General features: G+C 47.2%; 12 protein-coding genes and 3 pseudogenes. 9 read left to right on the plus strand and 6 right to left on the minus strand.

What is annotated here, in order from left to right:
* Positions 1–123 precede the first annotated feature (123 nt).
* From IQ257_RS06940 to IQ257_RS06950, 3 genes and pseudogenes are all read left to right on the plus strand, one after another.
* A complete protein-coding gene (locus IQ257_RS06940) occupies positions 124–855 on the plus strand; it encodes a RibD family protein (protein WP_193879824.1) in 732 nt (243 codons plus the stop codon).
* Positions 856–965: 110 nt separating this feature from the next.
* Positions 966–1,160 (plus strand): annotated as a pseudogene (locus IQ257_RS06945) (IS701 family transposase); the annotation flags it as partial.
* A 79-nt stretch (positions 1,161–1,239) separates the two neighbouring features.
* Positions 1,240–2,148 carry a metallophosphoesterase gene (locus IQ257_RS06950; protein WP_193879827.1) on the plus strand — a complete coding sequence of 303 codons (909 nt, stop codon included), beginning with the start codon at positions 1,240–1,242 and terminating at the stop codon, positions 2,146–2,148.
* A gap of 30 nt (positions 2,149–2,178) precedes the next feature.
* On the opposite strand, the pseudogene IQ257_RS31410 reads toward IQ257_RS06950, so the two are convergent.
* Positions 2,179–2,902 (minus strand): annotated as a pseudogene (locus tag IQ257_RS31410) (RNA-guided endonuclease TnpB family protein); the annotation flags it as partial.
* 109 nt (positions 2,903–3,011) lie between these two features.
* On the opposite strand from IQ257_RS31410, the pseudogene IQ257_RS06960 reads away from it, so the two are divergent.
* The 3 genes and pseudogenes from IQ257_RS06960 to IQ257_RS06970 all read left to right on the plus strand — a co-directional run.
* Positions 3,012–3,128 (plus strand): annotated as a pseudogene (locus IQ257_RS06960) (transposase); the annotation flags it as partial.
* A gap of 210 nt (positions 3,129–3,338) precedes the next feature.
* Positions 3,339–4,529, plus strand: a complete 1,191-nt coding sequence (locus IQ257_RS06965; protein ID WP_193879836.1) for a GNAT family N-acetyltransferase — start codon at positions 3,339–3,341, stop codon at positions 4,527–4,529.
* A 261-nt stretch (positions 4,530–4,790) separates the two neighbouring features.
* A complete protein-coding gene (locus IQ257_RS06970) occupies positions 4,791–6,143 on the plus strand; it encodes a hypothetical protein (RefSeq protein WP_193879830.1) in 1,353 nt (450 codons plus the stop codon).
* A 70-nt stretch (positions 6,144–6,213) separates the two neighbouring features.
* Here the strand turns inward: IQ257_RS06970 and IQ257_RS06975 are convergent, their stop codons facing one another.
* A complete protein-coding gene (locus IQ257_RS06975) occupies positions 6,214–8,322 on the minus strand; it encodes an NAD(P)/FAD-dependent oxidoreductase (protein WP_193879832.1) in 2,109 nt (702 codons plus the stop codon).
* Between the two features lie 173 nt (positions 8,323–8,495).
* On the opposite strand from IQ257_RS06975, the gene IQ257_RS06980 reads away from it, so the two are divergent.
* Positions 8,496–8,735, plus strand: a complete 240-nt coding sequence (locus IQ257_RS06980; protein ID WP_193879834.1) for a hypothetical protein — start codon at positions 8,496–8,498, stop codon at positions 8,733–8,735.
* Here the strand turns inward: IQ257_RS06980 and IQ257_RS06985 are convergent.
* Entirely contained in the window at positions 8,732–8,917 is a 186-nt protein-coding gene (locus tag IQ257_RS06985) for a hypothetical protein (RefSeq protein WP_193932980.1), read from the minus strand. The genes IQ257_RS06980 and IQ257_RS06985 overlap by 4 nt on opposite strands.
* Positions 8,918–8,940: 23 nt before the next feature.
* Here IQ257_RS06985 and IQ257_RS06990 point away from each other — a divergent pair, with 23 nt between their 5' ends.
* Both IQ257_RS06990 and IQ257_RS06995 read left to right on the plus strand, forming a co-directional pair.
* On the plus strand, positions 8,941–9,480 hold the full coding sequence (locus tag IQ257_RS06990; protein WP_322744226.1) for a hypothetical protein: 540 nt from the start codon (positions 8,941–8,943) through the stop codon (positions 9,478–9,480).
* 183 nt (positions 9,481–9,663) lie between these two features.
* On the plus strand, positions 9,664–10,407 hold the full coding sequence (locus IQ257_RS06995) for a DUF1995 family protein (RefSeq protein ID WP_193880901.1): 744 nt from the start codon (positions 9,664–9,666) through the stop codon (positions 10,405–10,407).
* Here IQ257_RS06995 and IQ257_RS07000 read toward each other — a convergent pair.
* The 3 genes from IQ257_RS07000 to IQ257_RS07010 are packed head-to-tail and all read right to left on the minus strand — an operon-like array spanning position 10,387 to position 11,677.
* The gene (locus IQ257_RS07000; protein ID WP_193880933.1) at positions 10,387–10,533 is read right to left on the minus strand and encodes a hypothetical protein; all 147 of its coding nucleotides are present in this window, start codon (positions 10,531–10,533) and stop codon (positions 10,387–10,389) included. The two genes, IQ257_RS06995 and IQ257_RS07000, sit on opposite strands and share 21 nt — an antisense overlap.
* The gene (gene hypB, locus IQ257_RS07005; RefSeq protein WP_193880904.1) at positions 10,506–11,348 is read right to left on the minus strand and encodes a hydrogenase nickel incorporation protein HypB; all 843 of its coding nucleotides are present in this window, start codon (positions 11,346–11,348) and stop codon (positions 10,506–10,508) included. The genes IQ257_RS07000 and hypB overlap by 28 nt, the downstream gene beginning before the upstream one ends.
* Positions 11,339–11,677: a hydrogenase maturation nickel metallochaperone HypA gene (locus IQ257_RS07010; protein WP_193880907.1), complete on the minus strand. Its 339-nt coding sequence runs from the start codon at positions 11,675–11,677 to the stop codon at positions 11,339–11,341. Before IQ257_RS07010 ends, hypB begins: the two co-directional genes overlap by 10 nt.
* Positions 11,678–11,766: the final 89 nt, after the last annotated feature.

The raw sequence follows: 11,766 nt of genomic DNA on the forward strand, positions 1-11,766 counted from the left end.
AAACAGTTCAAAATTACCTGAATACTGTTTAAAATTCTATCTTTTGAAACATTAGCTAACTCTTAGCCCAGCATCCCTATTGTTGTAAAAGTAACTTTTTATGAATCTACTCACTCAATCATCATGCTCGAAAATTATGCCATCAATCGACCCCATATGACAGTGATTCTTGCCATGAGTGCAGATGGCAAAATTGCAGATGTAACCCGCTCCCCAGCTCGATTTTCATCCCCTACCGACCGGGCGCATTTGGAAAAACAAGTAGCTTTAGCCGATGGCGTCTTGTTCGGCGCAGGCACTCTCCGCGCCTATGGCACCACCTTGGGCGTCTCAAACCCTCAATTACTGAAACTACGCCAGCAGCGAGGTGTTCCCACCCAACCTGTACAAATTGTTTGCTCTCGCTTGGCTCAACTTGACCCGAAATGGCGCTTTTTTCGTCAGCAGGTGCCTCGGTGGTTATTGACCACAAGGGCTGGTGCCGAAGGATGGCGGCATTCTTCCGCATCGGCAGATGGCGGTTTCGATCAAATTTTGGTAGCGGGAACTTCAGGAGGTGGGATTGACTGGGAGCAGGCTTGTCAGCAGCTAACCGGGCTGGGAATCCGACGCCTAGCTGTCTTGGGTGGTGGCGAATTGGTGGCATCCCTACTTGCAGCAAATTTGATTGATGAATTCTGGTTGACCGTTTGTCCCTTAATTCTAGGCGGTTCAACAGCGCCAACACCAGTAGAGGGTGAAGGCTTTCTTGGGGAACTGGCAAAACCCCTGGAACTGGTAGAGATTGAGAATATTGGACAGGAAATATTTCTTCACTATCGACGGCAAGCCTATTTCCTTGGGTGTAGGAAATAAGGTCTGGGGTGTGGGAAAGTGGGGAAAATGAAGTTGACATATCCCTCGGTTAAAACACGAGGGATTCTAACGGGACTTAAACGAAAAACAAGAGATAACAAGGGTATAATGCTATTACATTTATTTTATGGCACACCTTAACGGGAGGATTAAGGCGAAGGTGGGCGAATAAACCTTTAAACACTTTTGCCGATGCTTTATAGGCATTTCGTACAGCAATGTCAAGTCATTTTGTGGCTTGTTTGAATGAGAACAGGGACGTATTTATTGCTTATAAAGCCAGTTTAGGCTTTATTTGGGCTTGATATTTGTTTAAGTCCCGCTAGGGCGATAGACAGTGCGGTGATGCATTGAGGATATCAGCGTTCGGGGCAGCAAACAACTATGAAAAAAATCAAATACATCCTATTAAGCTTATTGGGAATAGCAGCTTTGCTGGCAATCTGGAGCTTAATTGAGCCTTACATCATCGATAAAGAAGAAGAAGTTGCTGTCATTCCCAATCTTCCTGCTGCTTGGGAAGGTAAACGAGTGGGACTTATCGCAGATTTGCAAGTGGGGATGCGGCTACATAACACCAACACCATCAGTCGCATCGTCGAGGAACTCATTGAGGAACGCCCTGCCTTAGTACTAATTAGCGGCGACTTTATCTATCATGCCCTACAAGACGAAGACCGAGAAGTTGCTCATGTAGTCGAATTAGTTCGTCCCTTACCAGACGCGGATATCCCTACCTATGCGGTACTAGGCAACCATGATTATGGAATGAGAAGCACGAACATTTCACCAAAAGAGAAATTAGCGGCTCGATTGGAAACAGCTTTAGAAGAAGTAGGAATAGAAGTTCTCAGAAACGAAGCTGTAAAACTGGCGCTACCGGGAAATTCAGCTCAAAATGTCAGTAATTCTGAATCACTTTACCTGGTTGGTATTGATTCCTATTTAGCCCAAAAAGATAAACCGACAGTGGCTCTGGCAGATGTTCCCAATGCTAACCCTAGAATCGTGATGATGCACAATCCCAAATCCTTTCTGGCTTTGCCCCCCCAAACTGCACCGGTAGCCGTCGCGGGACATACCCATGGCGGACAAATTCGCATTCCCTTCACACCAAATTGGTCTTGGTTAGAAGATGCACGAGATTGGGAACACGTTGACGGCTGGAGTGAAGACTATGGAGCTGAAGGCAATCGCTTATATATCAATCGGGGGATTGGGTTTAGCCGTTTACCAATACGCTTCAACTGTCCTCCAGAACTTACATTGTTTACACTTCAAGCTGAGTATTGACATATCACTCGGTTAAAACACGAGGGATTCTAAACTGATATTTAGCTGTGTCGCTACTTTACGGAGGATATTGGCGGCAGCGTTCGCATCCGCGTTGACGAGCCATCCTTGTTGAGTGCGATAAAGCCCTCGCTTTACTCGCCTGCCAGAAGCCACCCACCCTAGGGGTTTTTCACCATGCTTAGGTAGGCTGTCACCATCTAAGAATGAAGCTTTTGAGGTATTTGCTTCTTCTGTGACGGTGACAACGATTAACGATGAATCGAGCTGCCTTGTTAACGGCCTCTCGATTCTGGTTGTTACGCTTGCGTTGAATCCTGTCTAAATTCAAGTCCCAGTAGAATTCGGATTTGCCTTGCTTATATTTGGCGACTAGACGAGAGTAACCTTGATTCATTGATCGCAATCGTCTGCCATATAGAATCAAGCTTTTGCCCTGAGTGGAAACACCTGTCAACCAGTTATTGCCACCGTGGTCAAAGCCCCAAGCTTGGGAATAGTCAAGGTTAGGGTTATCGATAATTGCTTGTTTCCCATCGTCGATCACCCAATCAATCCATAATTGTCCCAAATAAGGACGAACTGTAACTTCCTTGATCCAATCAGAATCGATGAAGTTAGGAGGAGTTAAGCAGACTTCAGTGATTAGTTCTGGCTTAGTCTCTCGACTAATTGAAGGCTTTAAGCTGCCATTACTATAAGTTAGCGCTTGACGCGGAAACGTAATGGCATCACCTCCTAGTCGTCCATTATAGTTGATATGACACTACCTATTAATAAGGTTTTATGGCTAAACTGTCAGCATAAGATTACGAGCATCGTCGAACAGAAAGCTCCGTATCTTCAATCAACTAAGAAAATAATTTCGTGATCTCAAAAAACTTCCAACGCTCTGGAGTCCCAGCTATTTCGTTGCAACAACGGGCAAGGTTAGCACTGAAGTCGTTAAACGCTATATCCAGGAGCAACGCAATAAGTAAAAGGGATACACAGGTTAAAACCTGCTGTGTCCCTTTCATCCCTCGGTTTCTAACCAAGGGTTCTCAGCTTCTAAGTTCTTTTGATAGATTAACCTATATTAAAGTTTTTGTTTTTACCATTGAAGTAGGAACTGACGTTGATCAATCGAATCCGTTCCTACCTGACTGATGACCCAGTATCTTAACCAATTTTTACGCTGGATTTTCCCAATGGTTCAACAACCGCAGCTCGACTACTCCGTTACCTGGGTCAACCGGATGGCTGATATTCCTCAAGCCCCTTGGGACGCCCTTGCCCAGCCTTTGAAAACGCCGTTTCTGGAATGGGACTGGTTGAATAATCTGGAAACATCGGGCAGTGCAACGGCTAAAACAGGATGGTTGTCCAGTCACCTGACTGTCTGGCGAGATCGACAGCTTATTGCGGCAGCTCCCTTATATGTTAAAAGTCACAGTTACGGAGAGTTTGTCTTCGATCACCAGTGGGCGGATTTGTCCCATCGCTTGGGCATCCGGTACTACCCAAAACTTGTGGGAATGACACCGTTTACACCAGCAGTCGGTTATCGGTTTTTAATAGCACCGGGAGAAGATGAAGAGGAACTGACAGAGTTAATGATTGCTGCCATTGACCATTTTTGCGATCGCCACCGCATCAGTGGCTGTCATTTCCTCTTCGCTGACCCTGAATGGCGCTTACTCATGGAACGCCACGGCTTTACAAGCTGGCTGCACCACAGCTACATTTGGCAAAATAAAGGCTTCCGCACCTTTGAAGACTACCTCAGCGTCTTCAATGCTAATCAGCGCCGCAATATTAAACGGGAGCGCAAAGCTGTTACGCAAGCCGGTTTACGCATGGAAACCCTGACAGGGGATGAGATTCCTAAATCCTTGTTTCCGCTGATTTACAATTTCTACAGCAGCACCTGCGATAAATTTTTCTGGGGTAGCAAGTACCTGACTCGTAAGTTTTTTGAGCAATTGTATCCTAACTATCGCGATCGCGTTATATTAGTTGCTGCCTATCGGCAGGGGGACGATCAGCATCCTGTGGGACTGTCCTTTTGCTTGTATAAAGGCAACCAGCTTTACGGACGATATTGGGGATGTTTTGAGGAGTATGATTGTCTTCACTTTGACGCCTGCTACTATACGCCAATTGAGTGGGCGATCGAGCGAGGAATCCAGATGTTTGATCCGGGTGCGGGTGGGCGTCACAAGAAACGTCGCGGCTTTCCAGCAACCCCCAACCACAGCTTGCACCGATTTTACAATGGGCGGCTCACCCAAATTTTGCGTCACTATATAGCTGAAGTAAATGCCATGGAACAGGAGGAAATTGACGCCATTAATCAAGATTTGCCCTTTACTAAGCGCGAGATTGAATTTCTACTCTAGGAATCGATTTATAGTATAAAGTTTGTAGTCTGGCGATTTTTGTGCGTTACTTAATGGAGTAAGGGGCGAGGTGATGGAGGGCAGCAGCCCCCTTGCCTCAAACCAGGGCAAAGCATTGGACTTAATTTTCCGGTACAGACGGTCTTGGAAATGTTGTATCTGCCTTAAGTTGCTGCTTAACGACCGATATCTTTAAGTGGTAGGTTTACATTGCCCTTACTTTTCCGCATTGTGGATTTGTGACCCTCTGGATAAAGAGCCATGAGTGAAGCTGACACCCCAAATAACCAGCCCCTTCCTGAACCCACTGCACCCACAGATAGTAGTGGGGCTGATTTGTCGGATGTAATAGAGAGTACAAACGAGCCAAAACTGGTTCATCTTTTCGAGGGATCTGAGGGCAACGATATCAGTCAGCAGGAGCCAGACCCAACTCCTGACCAGGACTATGCCACAATTGTAGAGGTAGAGGACGATACTACTGAGACCTTCGATGATGGTGGTCAAGAGCGCAGTAAGGATGCCGATTGGTTTGCCTTAGCACAAAAAATGCGTCAGCGCAACCGCCGATTACTCGACCAAGTGACTCAGTTAAAGCAGGCACTTAATGAGAAGCAAGAGGCATTAAATGTAGAGTTAGTGCGATCGCAAGACCAGGAACTCTTGGTTGTCCGACAGAATGAGGAAATAAATACACTCCAAACCCAATTAACCCGCCTGTTCCATACCCTGGAATCCTCTCATCAAGCTGCCCAGCGCCAACAAATTCTGATTGAAACCCTATCAGAGCAACTTCAAAGCTCTCAAGAACGGGTTGCCCAACTTGAGCGAGAATGCGCTCTTACTCAGCAGCGTTACAACGAGCAGTCTCACCAGCTTCTACAAGCAGCCAATACTTGTCGGGAACTTAAAACCCGTCTAAACAGGCAGCAACAGCAAACTTTGCAATTCAAGGTTGCCCTGGAAAAATGTCTGGAAATGCCCCCTAACAAAGCAACAGAGGAACAAAGCCTCCGTCAAAGTCGGGACGTGACGACTCCATCCGTTGTCCCCAAAGCTCAACCCATCCAACCTTGGTCAGCTCAACCGGATTTGCTCGAAGACCCATCCGAAACCAATACCCTTTGGAATCGCTCCATACAGCTAGAACTTCTCTCAAACTCATCTTCGGAAGTAACAAAACCAACAACCGATTGGCTCTCAAGGACAGATACCTCTGAACCCCACAAAACAACCTTCGCGGCTTCTCAAGATAGTACAGCCGCAGAACTAGAAGTCGAAGAACAGCTTCTTGCCGAAATGACCTCTCTAGCGGAGGCATCTGGTTTGTCAGAGTTAGTCTCCGATTTAGTCCAAGAGCAAGGGAATTTAACACCAACCCTAAGACCTAACTCTACAAACGAGCCATCCGCTTCTAGAGATGCCGAGGAGATACCCTCACCAGACTATCCTGAAGCAGTTGCAGGAGACACTGCTAATCATGAGCTAGACGAGTCTGATGAAGTGATTCTGCCCCAATCCAACTGGCCCTCACCCGTCCTCTACCCGCTGCGACGTCCTAAGAAAATCAAGTCTTTAGCAGCGATTGAGTTACCTCATTTTCCACGGTATTAACGATCTCGAACGAAATACCTGCTGTTGTGAACTCATAAACTCCCTGTGGGGGGTGATTGCATCCTTCATCTTAAGAGTCAAAGGCTTTTCCCTGAGTTGAGTTGGCGATTAGCTCACCACTCTTGATACTGAACCCTTCGCGCCTCACCTTTTCAGGACGCCCCATTCCCGTAGTAAGGGCGTAATGTTGAGCCAACAACCGTAGCCAGAAAGCGGCATAATGCTCTTCAATCCAAGGCTGTAAACGACGGATGAGAGACGGAAACCAACCTCTCAGCAACCCACTTACTAAAGATTGGCGTGAAAAACTTAAGTAACTGCCTACCCAACGCCATAAATCTCTAACCCCCGCCATTTCCCAAATCCAGAGGATCAGAGCAGGATTGCGTCTAGCTGCTTTCAGGGCTAATCGATTGAAGGTGAGCCAGTCAAAACGGTCTTTAATAAAGTTGTCTGCCACCTCTAGGGGTTCATCTGCCAACAATCCGAAGAAAGTATTGAGCATGGCATTAATTCGTTGGGGTGGCAGGTGAGAGCCTGTCGGCACCATCATGCCTTTAGAAAAAAGCCAGGTGACAGAAATATTGCTTTGATAGGCGCGAATTTGGTTTAAATCCTTAGCACCTAGAAGATTGTGTCGCAGAGCGGTGTCTAAAAGGTCGGTTAAGCGATAGAGATTGCGAACTAAGGAGCCAAAGCCTGTGAAGACAAGGGGAGACTGGAGCGACGCGGCATCGCCAATGGTAATCAGGCGGTCAAATGCCACCGTGCGATCGCCACTTCCTACCGTAAAATGCCCTGGAATATACCCAAATGTCGGCTTCTTCCAGACCAGTTTTTCCATATCGCAGCGGCGATACTCCGGCAAAATTGTAAAAAAGTCTTCATACATTTCTAATAAGGAACCGGGATTCTGAGAATTTACCTGATGGTAGTGAAACAAATAAATCGTCAGTTCCGCTCCTGCACCTGGGAATAGCTCCCAAATGAGCTGCCGTCCTCGTGAGATATCACCGTGACTGTAGAGAACATCCCCATAATTAGAATCCCACACCCCTGGCTCAAACCCACTGGCAATCACAGCACCCACTGTCGGACAAACGCTATCGAAGGCTCTTCCACCATTAAGTTGCCAAGCAATGGGAGAAGCAGTTCCCATGGCATCCACCAACAATTGCCCCGTTGCTTGTTTATTTGATCGAGTTGGTAGGTGTTGCAGGCTGACGATAACTTGCTCGGGTGTGATATCTGCTCGGATAAATTCTGTCTCATCCCAGATTTCTCCCCCAGCCTGTCTGAGCTTTTCGCCACACATTTGTAACAATTTCTCAGAATCCAACGCCACGTTCAGCACCTTGGGCGTGTGTAAGACAGGGGCTTTTAGATAGGAGGGATTGTTACCGTCAAAGAATTTATTGAAGCCATCGATATATTCCTTAGCAATAATGCTTTCAAACTCCGTCGGTGTAAATAAACCCAAGTCAATCAGGCTTTGGAACTCATCCCGCGAAATATTCCATTCCCGGTTCATCCGCCCAAAGGGTAATCGTTCTACCAGAAGTACTTTGTAGCCTCGCTGCGCCATAACTGCCGCGTGGATGACACCCAAGGCACCACCGATATAGATAATGTCATAAGTCGGCATTGGTGTCCTAGTCCCCAATCCCTCAAACACCACCTGCTTGGGCTGCTGGGGATTGCGAACGCCCTCTCGCCACCGTTGCTCCCACCAGTAGACGCGGTTCAAATCGTATTCCCCGTTCGGCATTTTTTGAAAGAAGCGCACGGTTTGGGGATAATAAGGAGCCAGCGCCTCGAAGATGGATTGCTCAGATAAATCGATAATGGGAGGCTTTGGATAGTGATAAGGAAACTGACGGCGCAAATCCCTTGTCAGAGCTTGGAGCAGTTCTCCTTCCCCGGGAATAGCAGATTCACCCCAGCGAAAGGCTTTGAGGTAGGTGGTTCGCTGCACTGACCAAATAAAAATGGAGATTTCCGGAATTGGGGCGGCAGCCGATGTAGTGGCATTTCTGGAAAGAGTAGGTATGAGTTGCACTCGGATACCGTCAGGGGTAATAATTTTCTTCCCTAGCTCACAGTGCCATTCCTGTTGCAACCAAGTACAGACGGCGGCTGTATCGGGAGTAGGTAGTTCTACATAGATAAGTTCGTTCATCGGTGTGAGTTCATCGGTGTGATCTGAGCAGCATAAAGATTATGAAGGAAGACGGAGGTGCCTGGAGAGGAAAATACGCTACACTTCCGAATACTGAATTTGTTTAATATTAGTAAAAAAAGTTTACAGTCTTCTCATTTTTGTTAAAGTTAGGGTGCCATTGTTAACTTGCCATGAATTATCCCATCCCAGTTAGCCCTCAAGAAGTTGTGGCTCTACGTCAAGAACCCGTTGATGAAGAATTGGTAGCAGCGGCAATTGCTGGTGTCATTCAAATCGCTCGCGATCAAGGACAATCCCTCGACGATCTAACAGCCGAAGTCCTGGCCGAAGATACGTTGTTAGATCAGGTGCAACGACGCTGGCTCAGTGACATTGTTGCTCATGCCTGGGAAAGCCTGCCATCAGTTTAGGCATTGGCAGTCAGGGTGGAGGTGTTGGGAAGCGGGGGAGCAGAGGAGCAGAAGGGCTGGGGAGTAGAGGATAAATTGACTTGTTTTTCATCTCCCCCATCTTCCTTTAGTCCCAAAATTATGCGGAACCCTGTCAACAATCTCCTCGTCACGCGGTAATATCCGAGAGAACAGGCATTCATAAGCCTTTAACACCTATACGCTAGTGCTAAAGAAAGGGATAAAATTTATTGGAGCTTTTAGCTGGGTAGGAGCAACTGCCACAGCGATAGTGGTTAGCGGACTAATTACCATCACTTCTGCTAAAGCCCAGTCAAAGCAACCTCAGCCCATCTTTGAAAATGTCAGAATCGGCTCAAACTTTGCCCCTGATCCCTTAGTCATTCGGGGTATCAGTGGGGGTTCAGTACCCGCAAGAAGCGTTGCCGGTCGTGGGGAAACACCAACGGGTGCTTGTATGGGTTATGTAGACGAACAGCCTGACCATACGATGGAGTTGACGAATTTTTTCAACTATCTCAGTTTACAAGTCCAAAGCCCAGAGGACACAACCCTGGTGGTTAGGGGTCCTGGGGGTAGCTGGTGCAATGATGATGCTCAAGGGAAGAATCCTGGTATCGCAGGTCAGTGGCAACCGGGTACTTACCGAGTTTGGATAGGGTCTTACGAGAAAGACCAATACCACCCCTATGTGATCCGCATGAGTGAAGTTCAGCTACTCAATCCTGGTCCTTCTCGGCGTTGACACTCTGTCTTCTGAGGGTTGAGAAATTTTGATGTTTAGGGTTTAGATTTATTCCCTTGTTCTTGCTTTCCCTCTTCCGTCTGATGCGGTAGCATGAGTCACTATGACGCCTGCAATGCACCCGTGGGGTCAGTGTAGGAGGATGTTACTCACGGAAGCTTCTTCAAGACATTACAACGACTAATGGTTCAACTTCCCAAGACTTTAGACGATGCGATCGCTCAAGCCAAAGACGCGACTCAAGCTGCCCTCAATGACGGTAACAGCCGGGTACAAGTCGAGTTGGTTTTTCCTGAAATTGCCTTGCAAGCCCAGTCGATCGCTTGGCAATTTATCCCTATCTTTACAAAATACGGATCGGGATTAAAAGTTCTCTTTCCCGATGCGGGTGCCGCTGCCCTCGCTCGTCGTGACTGGGGAGAGATACCGTTTAAAGTCAGCGACATTGGCACTAGTCGCTCCCCCATAGAACTCAAGGTTCAGCCAGAGGATGAGGCGTTTTTGATCGTTTCTCCTTCAGCAGTAGAAGTAAACCAAGTCGAAAAGCTTTGCAATCTGGCAGGCGATCGCCCCTGCGTGTTGCTCAACCCCCAGCTAGAAGACCTCAAAGTTGTGGGTATTGGTTACGCAGCACGTCAGCTACGCGAACGATTTCTCAATACGATTGAGTCCAGTTACTATCTCCAACCCCTTGATAATGCTGCCCTAGTACGCTCCTATCCAGGTCTTTGGCAGATTTGGCTAGAAACCGAAAACAACTATCAACTTCTTGCAGAGGAACCGCAAAAACCTGTAGGAGATGCGATTGAGCAAATCCTTGCCCGAGGGACTGGCACCAGCGATACCGACGAACCAACACCAGCCCCTGCCAAAAAACCAGGATTATTGACTAATCTCCAGCGTTTCTTAAACGCTCTGAGTCGCTAATACGATCGCTATTTCTTTTCGCCGTCTATGCTCTGGTAGACGGATGGCTACAATAGTTCGATTTGAGAGGGAAAATTTTAGCGATCGCTTCCTGGCTGCTATTTCTGAAACTGAGATTTCAGCCATTCATACCAACTCTCCAACCCGACTTCCGTTGTCGCTGAAACCTGCAAGATTTCCATCTGAGGATTAACTGTCTTGGCGTAGTCTAGGCAGCGTTCTACATCAAACTGCACGTAAGGCAGTAGGTCAATCTTAGTCAGAATCATAACCTGACTGGCACGGAACATATGGGGATATTTAATTGGCTTATCTTCTCCTTCTGTAACCGATAGAATCGCCACTTTTGCATACTCACCCAAGTCAAATAAAGCCGGACAAACAAGATTGCCTACATTCTCAATCATTACCACCGAATTGAGGGGTGGGTTGAGTTGGGTGTAACCCCTCTCCACCATTGCTGCATCCAGGTGACAACCAGTACCCGTGTTGATTTGCACTACCTGGCAACCCGTTTCCTGAATTTTCCGGGCATCATTGGCGGTTTCTTGATCCCCTTCAATCACGTTAATCGGCAATTGGTCTTTTAAATCTTGGATAGTACGAGTTAGGAGAGTCGTTTTACCTGCGCCGGGAGAACTGACTAGATTCAGTGCTAGGATATTACGACCTTTAAACCAGCCACGGTTTTGGGCAGCGAGGAGGTTATTTTTTGCTAGGATATCCTGTTCTAAGGAGATAGTTGTGCCGTGGACTTGGGCATGAATTTGGGATGCTTCGCCGTTAGGAGTGTGGTGAGAGTGAGAATGGGTGATAACAGTCCCATCTAGTAGAGTATGAGTATGATTGTGTTGGTGAGTATCAAGTGCGATCGCTTCCCCAGTTTCGAGATTAGTAACGGTAGGTTCGGCATTCTCGGCACAACCGCAAGTTACGCACATAGTTCCACCTCCATTTCCTTAATTTTCAATTCTTGACCTGAAATCACATCCAGTTCGACACTACCGCAGTCGCAAATACCGAAAGGTTCGTCGAGGTGTACCTCAGCCCCACATTGACGACATCGGGCTAATCCTGGTATTTCAATTATGTCTAAGGTAGCGCCTTCTAACGGTGTGCCTCGAGTGCAAACATCAAAGCAAAAGTGGACTGCATCGGGCATAATGGCGGCAAGTTTACCGATTTCTAAGGAAACTCGCTGCACTTTTGCACCCTTGGCGTGTTGGGTAACAGTATCAACAATGGTTTGAGTAATTCCGAGTTCATGCATAGGGGTTATTGGTCATTAGCAAACACCAACCGATAACTGATCTGTACAAGCGGATTTTGAAGTGATCGCTCTTTGGCTCTATCTTAGTC

The sequence above is a fragment of the Coleofasciculus sp. LEGE 07092 genome (assembly GCF_015207375.1).
In the GTDB taxonomy this organism is placed as follows: domain Bacteria; phylum Cyanobacteriota; class Cyanobacteriia; order Cyanobacteriales; family Coleofasciculaceae; genus LEGE-07092.

Coding starts and splice junctions, on each gene's coding strand:
- IQ257_RS06970 (WP_193879830.1), top strand. CDS start 4,791: ATGAGTGAAGCTGACACCCCAAATAACCAGCCCCTTCCTGAACCCACT.
- IQ257_RS06995 (WP_193880901.1), top strand. CDS start 9,664: ATGGTTCAACTTCCCAAGACTTTAGACGATGCGATCGCTCAAGCCAAA.
- IQ257_RS07000 (WP_193880933.1), bottom strand. CDS start 10,533: ATGGCTGAAATCTCAGTTTCAGAAATAGCAGCCAGGAAGCGATCGCTA.
- IQ257_RS06975 (WP_193879832.1), bottom strand. CDS start 8,322: ATGAACGAACTTATCTATGTAGAACTACCTACTCCCGATACAGCCGCC.
- IQ257_RS06940 (WP_193879824.1), top strand. CDS start 124: ATGCTCGAAAATTATGCCATCAATCGACCCCATATGACAGTGATTCTT.
- IQ257_RS06950 (WP_193879827.1), top strand. CDS start 1,240: ATGAAAAAAATCAAATACATCCTATTAAGCTTATTGGGAATAGCAGCT.
- IQ257_RS07010 (WP_193880907.1), bottom strand. CDS start 11,677: ATGCATGAACTCGGAATTACTCAAACCATTGTTGATACTGTTACCCAA.
- IQ257_RS06965 (WP_193879836.1), top strand. CDS start 3,339: ATGGTTCAACAACCGCAGCTCGACTACTCCGTTACCTGGGTCAACCGG.
- IQ257_RS06985 (WP_193932980.1), bottom strand. CDS start 8,917: ATGAATGCCTGTTCTCTCGGATATTACCGCGTGACGAGGAGATTGTTG.
- IQ257_RS06980 (WP_193879834.1), top strand. CDS start 8,496: ATGAATTATCCCATCCCAGTTAGCCCTCAAGAAGTTGTGGCTCTACGT.
- hypB (WP_193880904.1), bottom strand. CDS start 11,348: ATGTGCGTAACTTGCGGTTGTGCCGAGAATGCCGAACCTACCGTTACT.